The sequence below is a fragment of the Klebsiella indica genome, assembly GCF_005860775.1.
GTDB classification, from domain to species: domain Bacteria; phylum Pseudomonadota; class Gammaproteobacteria; order Enterobacterales; family Enterobacteriaceae; genus Klebsiella; species Klebsiella indica.
In genome coordinates this window covers 195,799-212,584 of the sequence record NZ_VCHQ01000005.1, presented here as the reverse complement: position 1 = coordinate 212,584, position 16,786 = coordinate 195,799, and the positions used below count along the sequence as shown (strand labels likewise).

10 protein-coding genes and 1 pseudogene are annotated in these 16,786 nt (G+C 56.4%); all 11 read left to right on the top strand.

The window, feature by feature from the left end; translation table 11 throughout:
- The first annotated feature begins 43 nt into the window (after positions 1-43).
- The 11 genes and pseudogenes from dppB to FE839_RS04340 all read left to right on the top strand — a co-directional run bounded on the left by dppB (position 44) and on the right by FE839_RS04340 (position 16,456).
- Complete coding sequence (gene dppB, locus FE839_RS04390) at positions 44-1,063, top strand: dipeptide ABC transporter permease DppB (RefSeq protein ID WP_138359524.1); 1,020 nt, start codon at positions 44-46, stop codon at positions 1,061-1,063.
- Between the two features lie 9 nt (positions 1,064-1,072).
- Positions 1,073-1,975, top strand: coding sequence for a dipeptide ABC transporter permease DppC (gene dppC, locus FE839_RS04385; protein WP_138359522.1), 903 nt, complete (start codon positions 1,073-1,075; stop codon positions 1,973-1,975).
- 10 nt (positions 1,976-1,985) lie between these two features.
- The gene (dppD, locus tag FE839_RS04380) at positions 1,986-2,969 is read left to right on the top strand and encodes a dipeptide ABC transporter ATP-binding protein (protein ID WP_138359520.1); all 984 of its coding nucleotides are present in this window, start codon (positions 1,986-1,988) and stop codon (positions 2,967-2,969) included.
- A complete protein-coding gene (dppF, locus tag FE839_RS04375) occupies positions 2,966-3,979 on the top strand; it encodes a dipeptide ABC transporter ATP-binding subunit DppF (RefSeq protein WP_138359518.1) in 1,014 nt (337 codons plus the stop codon). The genes dppD and dppF overlap by 4 nt, the downstream gene beginning before the upstream one ends.
- A gap of 1,050 nt (positions 3,980-5,029) precedes the next feature.
- Positions 5,030-5,611, top strand: coding sequence for a cellulose biosynthesis protein BcsO (bcsO, locus tag FE839_RS04370; RefSeq protein WP_138359516.1), 582 nt, complete (start codon positions 5,030-5,032; stop codon positions 5,609-5,611).
- A 1-nt stretch (position 5,612) separates the two neighbouring features.
- Positions 5,613-6,405: pseudogene (locus tag FE839_RS04365) on the top strand (cellulose synthase operon protein YhjQ/BcsQ).
- Positions 6,406-6,425: 20 nt separating this feature from the next.
- Positions 6,426-8,534 carry a UDP-forming cellulose synthase catalytic subunit gene (gene bcsA, locus FE839_RS04360; RefSeq protein WP_138359512.1) on the top strand — a complete coding sequence of 703 codons (2,109 nt, stop codon included), beginning with the start codon at positions 6,426-6,428 and terminating at the stop codon, positions 8,532-8,534.
- A complete protein-coding gene (gene bcsB, locus FE839_RS04355; protein ID WP_138359510.1) occupies positions 8,531-10,921 on the top strand; it encodes a cellulose biosynthesis cyclic di-GMP-binding regulatory protein BcsB in 2,391 nt (796 codons plus the stop codon). Before bcsA ends, bcsB begins: the two co-directional genes overlap by 4 nt.
- Positions 10,918-14,970: a cellulose biosynthesis protein BcsC gene (locus FE839_RS04350; RefSeq protein ID WP_138359508.1), complete on the top strand. Its 4,053-nt coding sequence runs from the start codon at positions 10,918-10,920 to the stop codon at positions 14,968-14,970. The genes bcsB and FE839_RS04350 overlap by 4 nt, the downstream gene beginning before the upstream one ends.
- Positions 14,970-15,446: a cellulose biosynthesis protein BcsD gene (gene bcsD / locus FE839_RS04345; RefSeq protein WP_171034821.1), complete on the top strand. Its 477-nt coding sequence runs from the start codon at positions 14,970-14,972 to the stop codon at positions 15,444-15,446. Before FE839_RS04350 ends, bcsD begins: the two co-directional genes overlap by 1 nt.
- An 11-nt stretch (positions 15,447-15,457) precedes the next feature.
- Positions 15,458-16,456, top strand: coding sequence for a family 8 glycosyl hydrolase (locus FE839_RS04340; protein ID WP_138359504.1), 999 nt, complete (start codon positions 15,458-15,460; stop codon positions 16,454-16,456).
- Positions 16,457-16,786 lie beyond the last annotated feature (330 nt).

Sequence of the window (16,786 nt, the reverse complement as noted above, 5' to 3'; positions counted from 1 at the left end):
CGTCCTGTCACCAGACGGGCCGTCACTAAAGAGAATCCGGGTTATGTTGCAGTTCATTCTCCGACGTTTGGGACTTGTCATCCCGACATTTATCGGTATTACCCTTCTCACTTTTGCCTTCGTTCATATGATCCCCGGCGATCCGGTGATGATTATGGCGGGTGAACGTGGTATTTCCCCTGAACGTCACGCACAGCTACTGGCCGAAATGGGCCTTAATAAGCCGCTGTGGCAACAGTACGTTCACTATATTTGGGGTGTGATGCACGGTGATTTAGGCATCTCGCTGAAAAGCCGTATTCCCGTATGGGATGAGTTCGTGCCGCGCTTTAAGGCGACGATGGAACTGGGCATTTGCGCAATGATTTTCGCCGTCATCGTCGGGATCCCGGTGGGCGTGTTGGCGGCGGTCAAACGCGGTTCTATCTTCGACCACGCCTCAGTCGGCCTCGCGCTGACCGGTTATTCCATGCCTATCTTCTGGTGGGGCATGATGCTGATTATGCTGGTTTCGGTACAGCTCAATCTGACGCCGGTCTCCGGGCGCATCAGCGATACCGTTTTCCTTGACGATACCCTGCCGCTAACCGGCTTTATGCTGATTGATACCGCGATTTGGGGGGAGCCGGGGGATTTTATCGATGCGCTGATGCACATGATCCTACCGGCGGTGGTGCTGGGCACTATCCCGCTGGCGGTGATTGTACGAATGACCCGTTCATCAATGCTGGAAGTGTTGGGTGAGGATTATATCCGCACCGCGCGTGCGAAAGGTCTGACGCGTATGCGGGTGATCGTCGTTCATGCGCTACGTAACGCAATGTTGCCGGTGGTTACGGTGATTGGGTTGCAGGTTGGTACGCTGCTGGCGGGGGCTATCCTGACAGAAACGATCTTCTCCTGGCCGGGCCTCGGTCGCTGGCTGATTGACGCGCTGCAGCGCCGCGACTATCCGGTGGTGCAGGGCGGGGTACTGCTGGTGGCAACGATGATTATTCTCGTCAACCTGCTGGTCGATCTGTTGTATGGCGTGGTGAACCCGCGTATCCGGCATAAGAAGTAAGGGGCCATCATGTCACACGTTACTGAAAATAAAATTGTCGCCGCACCGGTGCCGATGACCCCTCTGCAGGAGTTCTGGCACTATTTTAAACGCAACAAAGGCGCCGTCATTGGGCTGGTCTACGTCATGGCGATGATCATTATTGCCGTGTTTGCCAACGTCATTGCGCCCTATAACCCGGCGGATCAGTTCCGCGATACATTGCTGGCGCCGCCGTTCTGGCAGGACGGTGGGAGTATGTCGCATCTGCTCGGCACCGATGATGTTGGCCGCGATATCCTGTCGCGCCTGATGTACGGCGCGCGCCTGTCTCTGTTGGTTGGTTGTCTGGTCGTGGTGCTATCGCTGATTCTTGGCGTGGTGCTCGGCCTGGTGGCCGGCTATTTCGGCGGCGTCGTTGACGCCATCATCATGCGCATCGTTGATATCATGCTGGCGTTGCCGAGCCTGCTGCTGGCGCTGGTGCTGGTGGCCATCTTCGGTCCCTCTATTGTGAATGCTTCGCTGGCGCTGACGTTTGTCGCCTTGCCGCACTACGTGCGTCTGACGCGCGCGGCGGTACTGGTGGAGGTGAGCCGCGATTACGTGACCGCGTCGCGGGTGGCGGGCGCGGGGGCGATGCGCCAGATGTTCATCAACATTCTTCCTAACTGCCTTGCGCCGCTGATCGTTCAGGCGTCGCTGGGCTTCTCTAACGCCATTCTCGATATGGCCGCTCTTGGCTTCCTTGGCATGGGTGCGCAGCCGCCGACGCCGGAGTGGGGCACCATGCTCTCCGACGTGTTGCAGTTCGCGCAGAGCGCCTGGTGGGTCGTGACCTTTCCGGGGATTGCGATCCTGCTGACGGTGCTGGCATTTAACCTGATGGGTGACGGTCTGCGTGACGCGCTCGATCCCAAACTGAAGCAGTAAGAGGTTCGAGATGGCGTTATTAAATGTAAATAAACTATCGGTGCACTTCGGTGACGAAGGGACGCCGTTCCGCGCCGTAGACCGCGTGAGCTACAGTGTCGATCAGGGGGAAGTGATCGGGATTGTCGGCGAGTCCGGCTCTGGGAAATCGGTCAGCTCGCTGGCGATTATGGGGCTGATTGATTTCCCGGGTCGCGTCATGGCGGAAAAACTGGCGTTTAACGGTCAGGACTTGCAGCGCATCTCTGAGAAAGAGCGTCGCAACCTGGTGGGGGCGGAAGTAGCGATGATCTTCCAGGACCCGATGACCAGCCTGAATCCGTGCTACACCGTTGGTTTCCAGATCATGGAAGCGATTAAGGTGCATCAGGGCGGCAATAAGAAAACCCGTCGGCAGCGGGCAATTGACCTGCTGACGCTGGTCGGTATTCCCGATCCGGCTTCCCGTCTTGATGTCTATCCGCACCAGTTGTCCGGCGGGATGAGTCAGCGCGTAATGATTGCGATGGCCATTGCCTGTCGGCCAAAGCTGCTGATTGCCGATGAACCCACGACGGCGCTGGATGTCACCATTCAGGCGCAGATCATCGAACTACTGCTGGAACTGCAGCAGAAAGAGAACATGGCGCTGATCCTGATTACGCACGATCTGGCGCTGGTGGCGGAAGCGGCGCACAAAATCATCGTCATGTACGCCGGTCAGGTGGTGGAAACCGGCGATGCGAAAGACATTTTCCGCGCGCCGCGTCATCCGTACACTCAGGCGCTGCTACGGGCGTTGCCGGAGTTTGCTCAGGATAAAGCGCGTCTCGCTTCGCTGCCGGGGGTGGTGCCGGGAAAATATGATCGCCCGAATGGCTGCCTGCTTAACCCGCGTTGCCCCTATGCGACCGACAAATGTCGTAGTGAAGAACCTGAACTGAACTTGCTTAACGGCGGACGCCAGTCGAAATGCCACTACCCACTTGATGATGCCGGGAGGCCGGGGCTATGAGTATGCATGAGGCCACCACGCAACAGCCGCTGTTGCTGGCCACCGATTTGAAAAAACACTACCCTGTGAAGAAGGGGCTTTTCTCGCAGGAACGTCTGGTAAAAGCGCTGGATGGCGTCTCGTTCACCCTTGAGCGGGGTAAAACGCTGGCGGTTGTCGGTGAATCCGGCTGTGGGAAGTCAACGCTTGGCCGTCTGCTGACGATGATTGAAACCCCCACCAGCGGTGAGCTCTATTATCAGGGGCAGAACCTGCTTAAGCGCGATCCGCACGCGCAGAAACTGCGTCGGCAGAAAATCCAGATAGTGTTCCAGAACCCCTACGGTTCGTTGAATCCGCGAAAAAAGGTCGGGCAGATTCTCGAAGAACCGCTGCGGATCAATACGTCGCTGAGCCAGGCGCAGCGCCGTGAGAAAGCACTGGCGATGATGGCGAAGGTGGGCCTGAAAACGGAACATTATGACCGTTATCCGCATATGTTCTCAGGCGGGCAGCGTCAGCGTATCGCTATCGCCCGCGGTCTGATGCTGGACCCGGACGTGGTGATTGCCGATGAGCCGGTTTCCGCACTGGATGTGTCGGTACGTGCGCAGGTGCTGAATCTGATGATGGATTTGCAGCAGGAACTGGGGCTGTCTTACGTATTTATCTCCCACGACCTGTCGGTCGTGGAGCACATCGCTGATGAAGTGATGGTGATGTATTTAGGCCGCTGCGTGGAGAAAGGGTCGAAGGATCAAATCTTTAATAATCCGCAGCATCCGTATACTCAGGCGCTATTGTCGGCGACACCGCGCCTGAACCCGGATGATCGCCGTGAGCGTATTAAGCTGACTGGCGAACTGCCGAGCCCGCTGAGCCCGCCGCCGGGCTGTGCGTTTAACGCCCGCTGTCGCCGCCGTTTCGGCCCATGTACCCAACTACAGCCGCAGTTGAAGGATTATAATGGTCAACTGGTGGCCTGTTTTGCGGTCGATCAGGATCTCAATGGAGAGAAGCCGCTGGCGTAATGCAGTCGGAGATAAAACTGGCGAACCGGACTGAATGTTGGTCAGGTTAGCCTGTTCAGTTGCGTTATCGGCTTTATTGGCGGTCAGGCGAGGGCCGCTAATTCCGCCTGAATGACGGTATGTGGGGACGCGGTAGCCGCAGTGGAGTCCGGGGGAGCAAAACCTCCCCGGGCTGTCCAGACGCTGCGGGTATGACGATAATTTACCCTGATTAAATATGGCGGATTAAGATCAAAAAATATTAAAATGAACGCGCTTTAGTATTCTGCAGGTGTGCATTACGCTTAATTTAAAAGTTTATCTATACCCTAAATAATTCGCGTTGCTTAAAGGCGGCAAGGGCGTGAGTCCCCAGGAGCATAGATAACGATGTGACTGGAGTGAGTGTAGCCAACGCATAAGCAACTTGAAGTATGACGGGTATATAAAATTATTGAGGATACGTCACGACGGTAGGTAAGTAACAATTCGTCGGCAACGAATTTTAACGGCTATCGGCTGACTTGCGCAGAGAGTCGGACTTCTGACAGGGAGACTTGTTTGAAATCTGATTTATTCAACAAAGCCTGTCGGTAGTATAAAAACGCCCCTATGCTAATCGCCTGGCAGAGGGTACGCACGAGATAGACAACGCAGCCACCCAAAAAATGGGACTATGATTTTGAAAAAGAATTGATAGTGTAGCTGTATTATCGCGATGAAATGACACCCAGCCTGACTTATTCAAAACAATTAACCTCATATTAACGTTAGCGTAAGGTGGCGGACATAACGCCGGGTAAGGGTCTAAATAAACTCTTTATAAAACTCCCTGATGCATCAAAACGGCAACAGAGAGAGTGACTGACCGCAATGAGCGGCAAATCTGTCAGCAACGGATTCGCATGTCGCGAAGTGGCAACCAGTAACGATGCAGCGCAAGGATGGACCGGGTCCCTGGCCCGCCAACGACGTGGCGGTTTGCCAGAAAATGTCTCTATGCTTTAGCGGCGTTGAATGACAATTAAAACAGATTAAAAATATGATATATTTAAAATCATGAGGTTATCGATGAACCATTATGATGACTTACAGCGCTTCAAGGAAAAAACGCGAACACAGCGTTTACAATTCAAGGACCTTTCATCAGAAACCGCCGTTGGTGAAAAAGGGGATTGGGCTATCCTCAATCAGCTTATGCCCGTAACGGAAGAACCTACTTTAGCGATGGCTGAGACCGTTTCACTTCCCTCACCGCAGTTGGTTTCTGTCGATACGTTTACTCGCGTTGAAAGTCACCCCGTTCAGGCCGTACCTTCGCCATCGTTGGTTGCTCCGGTGGCAACGGCTCCTGAACCTGTCGCGGCATCAGCGCAGCCTGTTTCGGTGACGGAGACCTCCGAACCGGCTGCCGTTGAAACGGTTGTGCAGGAAAACGTCACGGCGCCTGAGCCTGTTACCCAGGCGGTGATGTCTCAACCGACACCGCCCCGCGTGCCTGCGCCCGCAATCAGATCTCGCCCGGCGATAACATCGACGACGGGAGGCTTCGCCCATCTCTTCGCGACGCAAACGGTGACGGCCGGGCCGGTAGCGAAAGGTAAAGATCAGCCTCTGAAATCACTCTTAGAAAGGATTGCAACATGCCGTTGATTTGTGTCTGTTCTCCGAAAGGCGGCGTAGGCAAAACGACCCTCGCGGCAAACCTGGCCTGGGCGTTGGCCAGAGCGGGGAGTAAAGTTCTGGCCCTTGATTTTGATGTGCAGAACGCTCTGCGTCTGCATTTTGGCGTTCCTCTTAGCGATGAACGCGGCTATGTGGCGAAAGCGCTGGAACTCCACGACTGGAGCCAGTGCGTACTGAGCGCCGGCAGTAATATTTTTGTCTTACCCTATGGTGAGGTGAGTCCGGCTCAGCGCGTGGCTTTTGATGAGCATTTGGTTCATGACGAGCACTTTCTGACGCGCGGCCTGGCTGCACTGCTCAATTATCCGGGGCTGATTATTATCGCCGATCTGCCGCCGGGCCCTTCCCCGGCGCTGACGGCGTTGACCCCCCTTGCGGATATGCATCTGATACCGCTGCTGGCGGATACCGCATCGATGTCCGTGCTGTCGCATGTCGAAAAACAGCGCCTGACCGGCGGCGAACTCAACGATAAGCACGGGCACTATTTTGTGATTAACCAGAGCGATAGCCGCCGTCAGGTGAGTCGCGATGTCACCGCGTTAATGGAACAAAAGCTGGGTGACCATCTGCTGGGCATTATCCATCGCGATGAAAGCGTGGTGGAGGCAAATGCGTCCCAGAAATCGATTCTTGACTTTAATTCTTCCTCCGCAGCCGCCTTTGATATTGAAATTATCGCCAAAAAAATCTCTGCGCAGTTGGGTATTAATATTGGCGATGGCACGGTGTACAACCCGCCACGCAGGTCAGGGCTTTAATTAAATCGCAGGGCGGCTGAATGAAAAAATCTCTTTTTTGGTTACTGGTACTGGTGCTTGCGCCCGTTGCTGCGCTGGTTGTGATCACGCCGATGGACAGTCAAAAGCAGTATATTTTTGGCCTGCTGAGTATCGGTATCCTCCTCATCATGGGGTTCAGCAAGAACCGCAGTGTCTCCGTCATTATGGTTGTGACATCACTGCTCATGTCGACCCGTTATATGTATTTCCGTTTAACGCAGACCCTGCATTTTAACTCCACCATCGAAGCGATTCTGGGGATGGGGCTGTTTCTGGCGGAAGTGTATATCTGGGTGATGTTGCTGCTGAACTACCTGCAGACGGTCTGGCCGCTGAAGCGTGAAATCGTTCCGCTGCCGGATGATATGAGCACGTGGCCGACGGTCGATATCTACATTCCGAGCTATAACGAACCGCTTGAGGTGGTTCGCGATACCGTGCTGGCGGCACAATGTATTGATTATCCAGCAGATAAGTTAAAAATTTATCTGCTGGATGATGGTAAACGCAGCGATTTCGCCGTTTTTGCCGCCGATGTTGGGGTGGGGTATATCACCCGTAACGATAACAAACACGCCAAGGCGGGTAACCTGAATCATGCGATGACCCTGACCAACGGCGAACTCATTTGCGTTTTTGACTGCGACCATGTGGCGACCCGCGTGTTCCTGCAGGCGACGGTCGGCGGGTTCCTTAACGATCCGATGCTGGCGCTGGTGCAGACACCACACTACTTCTACTCGCCGGACCCCTTTGAGCGTAACCTCTCCGTTGGCCGCAATATCCCCAACGAAGGGATGCTGTTTTATGGCCCGATTCAGCAGGGTAACGACAACTGGAATGCGACCTTTTTTTGCGGATCCTGTGCCGTTATTCGCCGCACCGCGCTCGATCAGATTGGCGGTTTTGCGGTTGAAACGGTGACAGAAGATGCGCATACCGCGCTGAAGTTCCAGCGTCTGGGCTGGAAATCGGCGTTTCTCGATATTCCGCTGGCGGCGGGTCTGGCCACTGAACGCCTGGTCGTACACGTGATCCAGCGTACCCGCTGGGCGCGCGGGATGACGCAAATCTTCCGTCTCGATAATCCCTTATTGGGGCGCGGGCTGACGTTTCAGCAACGCCTCTGTTACCTCAGCGCCATGCTTTACTATCAGTTTGCTCTGCCGCGGGTGGTGTTTGTTACCGCGCCGCTGGCTTATCTGCTGTTTAACCTGAATATCATCTACTCTTCGGCGAGTCTGGTTGTTTCCTACGCGCTGCCGCATCTGTTCCTCGCGATTTATGTTGGATCGCGGATGAATGGTCGCTATCGCTACAGCTTCTGGGGGGAAATTTACGATATCGTACTGGCGTTCCATCTGGTGCTACCGACGCTGGTGACGATGATTTTCCCTAAGCGCGGGAAATTCAACGTCACCGATAAAGGCGGCTTGCTTGATGTCGGCTATTTTGATTTTACGGTCGTCAGGCCGCACCTGGTTGTTGCTGGTCTGCTGGGCCTGGGCGTGGTGGTGGGTATTGTCCGTGCCGTCGGCCACGATTACTTTGGATCGGACCCGTGGGTTATCGCGCTGAACGTTGGCTGGGGGATTTACAGCCTGATCTTCCTGCTGGCCGCTATCGCCGTCGCGCGGGAAAGTCGCCAGGTGCGCAAGACGATTCGTATTGATGTCGATATTCCGGTACTCATCCACTATACCAGCGGCATTGTCTCTCGTAGCCATACTGCCGACCTGTCAATGGGGGGATGCCGTGTTGTCGCGCCGGATAAGCGTCACCAGCAGGATGAGATTGAAGCGATTGAACTGCTCCTCCAGTCCGGGGCGATTGCGATTCCCGTTCGTCAGGTCACGGGCGACGATCGTTTTGTCCGCCTGCAGTTTGATGAACATATCCCGCTGTCCCGTCGCCGCGAACTGGTCCGTGTGGTACTGGCGCGCGCCGATGCGTGGATTAATCCGCCGCGTCCGCAGGACAATCCGTTCCGCTCTTTTGCTACCATTTTGCGCTGCGTATTTGATCTGTTCTGGCTGACATGGAAAACGCGCAGCCAGCGTCGCCAGCCACCTGCGGCGAACCCCGCGCGGGAGGATGGCGGCTTATGAAACGTTTAACGGCGCTTGCGCTGCTGGTTGGTCTGTTCGCTGTGCCTGCGTTGCATAGCGAGGAGACGCCTGTACATTCCTTATCGCAACTGAACTTCCCGTTACCTGATGCGGGGGGCGGCAGCGCGGCGGTTGCCGAATCGGCAGCGGAATCCAATTCAGCGGCCACGACCGAATCGACTTCGCTGCCGGCGATGCCGCCGCCGGTCATCTCTGACACACCCGATACGCTCCCCTTAACGCCGGTTGTCGGTGGTGATTTGAACCTGACGCAGATGGGCCGGCCGGACGGCATTATGCTGAGCGGCGGGCAAAATCAGGGAGGGGCCAGCTTTACGTTGCCCGCCGATCAGGTGGTCACTCATGCCCAACTGATGCTGGAGGTGAAGGTTTCGCCGGAGATGGCGACCCGCAACGCCACGCTGCAATTAATGCTGAATGGCCAGCCGCTTGGTACCTTACCGCTGGGGGCTGAGGGCAAGGACATTTCGCATTATCAGCTGGATATCCCGGCGGAGCTGATGGTTTCCAGCAACAACCTGAGCTTTAAAATTAACGACGGCGATGGCATGCAGTGTCGGCTGGATAACCATGATACGTCGCGGGTGACCATTTTGCCCGCCTCTCACTTTAGCTGGGAGAGTCAGCAGCTCAATATCAGTAATGATTTAAGCTATTTTCCGCGCCCGTTTTTCGACAGTATGCAGATGACCCCGGCGGATATCGCCATTGCCTATCCGCAGAACGCGACGGCGGATATCTTCAGCGCGGCGGCGCTGGTGTCGTCATGGTTGGGGATTCAGGCCGACTATCGCGGTATCGAGTTCGATGCCCTGCGCGATCGCCTGCCGGAGAAACATGGCATTATTATCGGCCATCCAGGCGAGCAGGTTGGGGGGCTGACGCTACCGCAAACCGACAAACCGTTGCTACAGGTTATTGAAAATCCGGGTAATCCCGCCTACAAGCTGCTGCTGATTGTTGGACGGAATGACGCCGCGCTGCGCATGGCCGCCTGGCGGCTGACGCGCGGCGATTTCGCCCCGCAGACTGCCAGTATGACGGTTGCGCCGCAGGCTATTCCGCTCGGCAAACCGTACGATGCGCCGCGCTGGATAGCCACCGATCGCCCGGTAAAACTCAGCGAACTGCTACGTAAAGATCAAAGTATGACCGTTAACGGCGTATGGCATGAGCCGCTACGTGTGGCCTTCCGCGCGGCGCCGGATCTCTATCTATGGGACGGCGAAACCATCCCTTTGCGGATTGGCTATCGCTTCCCGTCCGAGAGCTGGATTAATGAAGATAAGTCGTTGTTAAGCGTGACGCTCAACAACACCTTCCTCAACAACCTGCCGATGAACAAGCAGGGGCCGCTGGAGAAGCTCTGGCGTTACCTGGGCGGCGATGCGCGCCAGGAGCGTTTTACTATTCCGCTGGCGCCGTATCTGATTTACGGCGATAACCAGCTTTCGCTCTATTTCAACCTGGTGCCGAAGGACAATGCTCCCTGTTCCGTATTGTTGAACAGCAATATCAAGAGCCGTCTCACCGACGATTCATGGATTGATTTGAGCAGTACGCGACACTTCTCTTTGTTACCGAACCTCTCTTATTTTGTTGGTGCGTCATTCCCCTTTTCGCGGTTAGCGGATTACTCGCAAACCACCCTGCTGCTGCCTGAGCATCCTTCCGAGACACAGGTGGCGACCCTGCTGAACCTGGCCGCGCGTTCAGGAAATTCAACCGGGGAAGCGCTGGTGAATAACCGGGTTGTATTAGGCATTCCTGATGGCGGCGCGAGTTTACAGTACCTGCGCGATCGCGATGTGCTGGCGGTGAGCTCCCTTGATCAAAAAGGGTTTAACCAGCGTCTGTTGGCCGACTCTCCCTATAACCCGGTCGATAATCTGCTTAGCGTACGCGAACCGACGCTGTGGGCAAAAATAGAGCGCAAGCTAAGCGGCGACTGGGCTTCGGACGGTATGGACGCTGACCGCTATCTATCCTCCCGAAGCGCCTGGCGCGGTTTTATCAGCTACCGGTCGCCGTGGAATGCCCAACGACTGGTGGTGGTCGCGATGGCCAGTAATGACGATCAGCTGGCGAAACTGGAAAACGATCTTAATTCCGCGCGTATCAATGCCGGTATTCGCGGCGATACGGCAGTGATCACCAGTGAGAATGGCGTGCGCAGTTTTCAGGTCAGTACCCCATTCCCCAGCGGCCAGATGCCCTGGTACATGATGGCGGTGTGGTACGCCAACCAGCACTCCGGCCTGCTGGCGTTGCTGGGGCTGATCGCCACATCAATTCTGGGACTGGCGCTGACCGCCATGTTTAAACGTCATGCTCGTAAGCGCCTGGAGGCGGGGGATCGCCAATGAAAAGAGTGAGCAGAATGAATAACAAGGCCGTCCGCCAGATTTCCACGCTGTGCCTGTCCGGCGTGCTGACGCTCGGCGCGTTCAGCGAGGCTCGGGCGGCAGGTAACGATGCGGCGCTGCAGGCATTGTTTGCCCAGGCAAACTACTGGCATGAAAAATCCCACGACGAGCTGGCGATGGAGTCGCTGCAGAAAGTGTTGTCGGTGGATGCCGACAACACCCGGGCGCTATATCTGATGGCGCTGTGGGCGCAACAGGGAGGGGATCTCCAGGCGGCGGCCCAGTGGCGGGAGCGGCTGGCGAAAGTGGCGCCCGATAGTCCTGATTTACAGGAACTGGATAGCGCCAAAAAAATGGCGCAGGTGCCGCAGGGGCAACTGAATCTGGCAAGACAGCAGGCGCGAAGCGGCAATATTCCCGCTGCGCTGGCGACCTGGCGGAGCATGTTTAACGGCAACGTCCCGCCTTCCGGGCTGGCGGCGGAATACTACATGACGATGGCCAGCGACAAGTCGCTCTATCCGCAGGCCCTGAGTGAACTGCGTCAGTATGTTGCGCAGCATCCGCAGGAGAACGGGGCGCGCGTGGCATTGGGCAAGGTGCTGACCTGGCGCGAAGAGACCCGCCGGGAAGGGATTGCTATGCTGGAACCGATGGCCAGCGGCAGCAAAGAAGCCGACAGCGGGCTGCGGCAGGCACTGTTGTGGATGGGGCCGCAGGCGGGGGACGAGCCGTTTTATGATAACTGGATGCAGCGTCACCCGCAGGATAGCGAAGTGCAGAACTACTTCCGCGAACGGCGCAATGGCCAGGCGCGCGGCCAGGGATATGCCGATCTGAACAGCGGTAATATCCCCGCGGCGAAAAAACAATTTGAGCAGGTTCTGCAGGCCAACCCGCAGGATGCGGACGCGCTGGCCGGAATGGGCTATATCGCTCAGCGTAGCGGCGATTTTCAGGCGGCGTCTCAATATTTGAGTCGGGCGGCGGATCTCGGCGGCGATGCTGCGCAAACCCGGCGTCAGCAGGCGGCGGATGCGCTGTTTTATGGTCAGCTCGCGCAGGCGCAGCAGGCCTATAAACAGGGCAACATTAGCCAGGCGCTGGCGCTTTCCGCACCGCTGGCGCAGCAGAGCGGCACGCAGGGCGCGGCGGCGAAGCTCTTCCGCGCTGATGTATTGCGTCACAACAAAGATTTGCCGCAGGCCGAGCAAACGTTGCGGTCATTACTTAATGAACAGCCGCAAAATGGCCCGGCGCGGGAGAATCTCTATTACGTTCTGCGCGAACAAAATAAAACGGCGGAAGCGCAGGCGATGCTGCAAACGCTGCCGGAAAGCCTGCAGCAAAAGCTCCAGCCCAGGGCGATCGTCGGTAATCCGGGTGATTCTCTGCGCCGACAGGCTCAGGCGCAGTCCAGTAACGGCAACGTGGCGGGCGCTATCGCTACGCTGCGCCAGGGCGTCTCGCGCTATCCGGACGATGCCTGGATGCGCCTCGATTTAGCCCGACTGTTGCAAAAGTCCGGCGCTGGCGATGAGGCAAACTCGATTATGACCGCCGCCTGGCGCCCTGGCGCCAACAGCGACTCGCTGTACGCCGCCGCCCTTTTTGCCAGTGATAACGGCGGCTGGCAGCAGGCGCAAACCCTGCTGGCGAGAATTCCCGCCGCCAGACAGACCAGCCAGATGCGCGAGTTGCGTCAGCGGGTAAACTACAATCTGCAACTGTCGATCGCGGAAAGTTATCTGGCGCAGGGGAATACCGTCGCCGCGTCCAATACGTTAAGGGCGATGGCCGGGACGCCGCCAGAAGCGCCGGCGGATGTCGGTAAACTGGCGCGACTGCTGGCCGAGAGCGGCGATATCAGCACGGCGGTATCGCTGGTGCGCAACAACATCAACCACGGTATTTCCGGTAATGCCGGAGATTATGCCGATCAGATAACCGTGCTCAATCAGGCGGGTCTGACTCAAGAAGCACAGCAACTGTTGACTAATCCACAGTTACAGGCAAACAGTACGCCAACGCAACTGGCCAGTATTAGCAATGGTTACGTGATTAATGAAGCGGACCACCTGCGGGAACAGGGCAATTACGCGGCGGCGTATGACAAGCTGATGCGTGCGATGCAGAGCGATCCGCAAAACACAGACTTGATGTTCGCGATGGCGCGTCTCTATCAGAGCGGCAAAATGAACAAAGAAGCCGGGGTGGTGTACGACTATCTGATGACCCACGATACGCCGAATCAGGACGCGCGCAGCGGCGCCATTAATGTCGCGCTATCGGAGGGGGATAACGACCGGGCGGCACAGCTGGCGAGCGGTCTGCGGCCGGATAATTCGCCGGACCGTTTACTGCTGCTGGCGCGTGTCGCCGAATCCCAGGGGGAGCACCAGCAGGCGATGACGTACCTGCGTAGCGCCCGCGGCAGGCTGTTGGGATTACAGAGCAGCAACAGCGCGCAAACGCCGACAGTGGGCGGCTTGCTGGCGGCGGACAACCCGTTTCTTGGCGTTTCGCGCACATCACCGGCAACGCGCACGGCTTCCGCCTACGGGTTATATATGCCATGGCAGGTTTCCCAGGTTTCGACTGGCGATGGCAGTACGTTGCCGGGGATCCAGCGTCCCGATCTGCCGGTTGAAACCGCGCAGGCGCGTACGCTGCGTCAGGTCGATACCATGATGGAGTCCCTGCAGGAAAAAACCGGGACCTGGCTACAGGCCGGTATGGAGGTGCGCGGTCGCGATGGTGAATCCGGCACCAGTAAGCTGACCGAATTGAAAACCCCGTTGACCTGGTCTTCGTCGCCGTTCGGTGATTCACGTTTCGATTTCACCGTTACGCCAATTACCTTGAACGCCGGAACCGCAACCGGCGATGCCTGGCGGCGCTATGGCTCGAACCCGTTGTCGAACGCGGTCTCTAATATAATTTCTACCGCTACCAGCGAACAGAAGTCGATCGCAGCGATGACCGATACGGAGAAAGAGACGCTTTATGCCAGCTATCCGGGAGCAGAAACGCTGAACGGCCTGGGGACGTTAAGCGCGTCGGATTACAACCCAACGACCAGTACCGGTATGGAAAATCTGGCGAAGCTGAAGGCCTACGACTCTGGACAGGTTTATGAATATCTTACTGCATCAAGTCTGAAGCCGAACGTAGACGAAGCGAGCGGCACGACGAATTCGCAAAATGCGAATGGCGTTGAACTTAATATGGCGCTGAGCGGTGATAACTACCGGGCCGATATTGGTAGCACCCCATTGGGGCAGGATCTCAACACTCTGGTAGGTGGCGTTAAGTGGTCGCCGAAGCTGACCAACTATCTGTCGTTAATTTTTACCGGCGAACGTCGTGCGATCACCGACAGCCTGCTCTCCTATGTCGGCCTGCAGGACGCCTACTCCGGCAAAACCTGGGGCCAGGTGACGAAAAACGGCGGTACTTTGCAACTGAGCTATGACGATGGCGATGCCGGCTTTTACGTTGGCGGCGGGGGCTATAGCTACCTTGGGAAAAACGTTGCCAGCAACACCAGCATCAATGCCAATGCCGGGGTTTATCTGCGGCCTTACCATGATGAGTATCGTCAGCTACAGGCCGGGTTGAGTATGAGCTACATGGATTTCTCGAAAAACCTTAGCTACTTCACCTACGGGCAGGGGGGTTATTTCAGCCCGCAGAACTATGTCAGCGTGTCGCTACCGGTCAGCCTGATGGAGAAATATGATAACTGGACGATGAAGCTTGGCGGATCGGTGGGCTATCAATCTTACAGCCAGGATAAGAGCGCCTATTTCCCGACCAACTCCGAATGGCAGCAGACTCTTGAGTCTGCGGTAACCGATGGTTTTGCCAAAGAGGCATACTATTCAGCCACCTCGAAGAGCGGTATCGGCTACACTCTGCGCGCCGGCGCGGATTACAAAGTTAACAAACAGATGACGCTTGGCGGCCAGGTTGGCTATGATACTTTCGGCGACTATAACGAGAGCACTGCCGGTCTTTATATTCGCTATATGCTGGGAGACAACTGATCATGACGGACAATAATAATGCTCTGGTTATCACCTGGTTTCAGCAGCAGCAAACGCCAGTCGGATGGTTCGATCTGTTACTGATTATGGTTGACGGCATGGTCAACAACGCAGGGGAGCTGGAGAGCCAGCCTTTTCTGCGGCAGATGGGCGAGGCGCTGGCTGATGAGCATCCATTGCCGGAATCAGAGACGGTCGGCCAACTGGAAGCCAATATTAATGCGCAGCTGAGCCGCTTTCAGTGGGGCTTTGTAAGCGTTGAGGTTAGCGAGGATTGCCTGCGATTACGTCATCAGGCGCTGCCGGTCAGCCGTGATGAAGCGCGCCGTATCCGCTGGTGTAATGCTTTCAGCGCCGTCCTTGAAGGGCTTTATTCCCGCTGGTTACAAGGACAGGGCGGCGGTGCGCATGTGATTTTACAGCGCGAGCGGATGTTTTCGGTTTCTGATGTCCAGTTTATCTATTTCCATCCATAACAGGGGAATTTATGTCCTTACGTGCTTTGGCTGCAGTCGTAATGGCGACGGTGATGATGCTTCCCCATGCGTGGGCCGATACGGCGTGGCAAAGTTACAAATCGCGTTTTCTGATGCCGGACGGGCGCATTATTGATACCGGAAACGGCAATGTTTCTCATACTGAAGGCCAGGGTTTTGCCATGTTGTTAGCGGTGGCCAATAACGATCGTCCGACGTTTGACAAACTCTGGCAATGGACCAATAAGACGCTGCGTAACAAAGATAATGGGCTGTTTTACTGGCGCTATAACCCGGTGGCGCCTAATCCGGTGGCGGATAAAAACAACGCAACCGATGGCGACACGATGATCGCCTGGGCGCTGTTGCGTGCGCAGCAGCAGTGGCAGGATAGCGCATACGGCACGGCATCCGATGCGATTACCAGCGCACTGCTGAAGTTCACGGTGGTCACGTTCGCCGGTCGTCAGGTGATGTTGCCGGGGGCAAAGGGGTTTTACTTTAACGATCACCTGAACCTGAATCCGTCCTATTTTATCTTTCCGGCATGGCAGGCCTTTGCGGCTCGCACGCATCTGACGGCCTGGCGAAAGCTACAGAGTGATGGTCAGGCGCTGCTGGAAAAAATGGCGTGGGGAAAATCTCAGCTACCCAGCGACTGGGTGGTGTTAAACGCAGATGGCAAGATGGAACCGGCAAAAGAGTGGCCAGCGCGGATGAGCTATGATGCGATTCGTATCCCGCTGTATGTCTCCTGGCGTGACCCGCAAAGTCGTTTGCTGACGCCGTGGAAAAACTGGTTCCAGAGCTATCCGCGTCTGCAAACGCCGGCATGGATTAACGTCAATACCGGTGAGGTCGCCCCCTGGTTTATGACCGGCGGGCTGCTGGCGGTACGTGATTTAACCCTCGGGGAAGCGCAGGGTGAACCTGAGATTACGGCTCAGGACGACTATTATTCCGCCAGTCTGAAACTGCTGGCGTGGCTGGCGAATAAAGACCGCCAGTGAGCGCCGGAATGCGTTTTGCTCCCTGCGTTATGCCAGGGGGCGGCTCCGCCGGAGCCAGTGAAATCAGTTAATCAGTGGCTCCGGCAAACTCGTTTTTAGCCCTGATTCAGCCTGAATAATTTCGGCTGGCGTCTGTTTTTATGTGCTTCAGCGTAATGCCGGGGGCATGGGGGGCGCGAAACGGCCCATGCCGTTCACAGGCTGCGGAGATGGCCAGTATCCACCTATTGACAGTGAACGGAACCGGCCACCGCTCAAAACCACGCAAAACAAAAATAGACCATTTCGCCACTCCCCTTAAAAAAGACGCTCCCGCCGACCGGTGCAGAT

What these genes read in the sequence shown, in the direction of transcription:
- bcsO (WP_138359516.1), top strand. Translation starts at nt 5,030, where the DNA reads ATGAACCATTATGATGACTTACAGCGCTTCAAGGAAAAAACGCGAACA.
- bcsA (WP_138359512.1), top strand. Translation starts at nt 6,426, where the DNA reads ATGAAAAAATCTCTTTTTTGGTTACTGGTACTGGTGCTTGCGCCCGTT.
- FE839_RS04340 (WP_138359504.1), top strand. Translation starts at nt 15,458, where the DNA reads ATGTCCTTACGTGCTTTGGCTGCAGTCGTAATGGCGACGGTGATGATG.
- dppD (WP_138359520.1), top strand. Translation starts at nt 1,986, where the DNA reads ATGGCGTTATTAAATGTAAATAAACTATCGGTGCACTTCGGTGACGAA.
- FE839_RS04350 (WP_138359508.1), top strand. Translation starts at nt 10,918, where the DNA reads ATGAAAAGAGTGAGCAGAATGAATAACAAGGCCGTCCGCCAGATTTCC.
- dppF (WP_138359518.1), top strand. Translation starts at nt 2,966, where the DNA reads ATGAGTATGCATGAGGCCACCACGCAACAGCCGCTGTTGCTGGCCACC.
- bcsB (WP_138359510.1), top strand. Translation starts at nt 8,531, where the DNA reads ATGAAACGTTTAACGGCGCTTGCGCTGCTGGTTGGTCTGTTCGCTGTG.
- dppB (WP_138359524.1), top strand. Translation starts at nt 44, where the DNA reads ATGTTGCAGTTCATTCTCCGACGTTTGGGACTTGTCATCCCGACATTT.
- dppC (WP_138359522.1), top strand. Translation starts at nt 1,073, where the DNA reads ATGTCACACGTTACTGAAAATAAAATTGTCGCCGCACCGGTGCCGATG.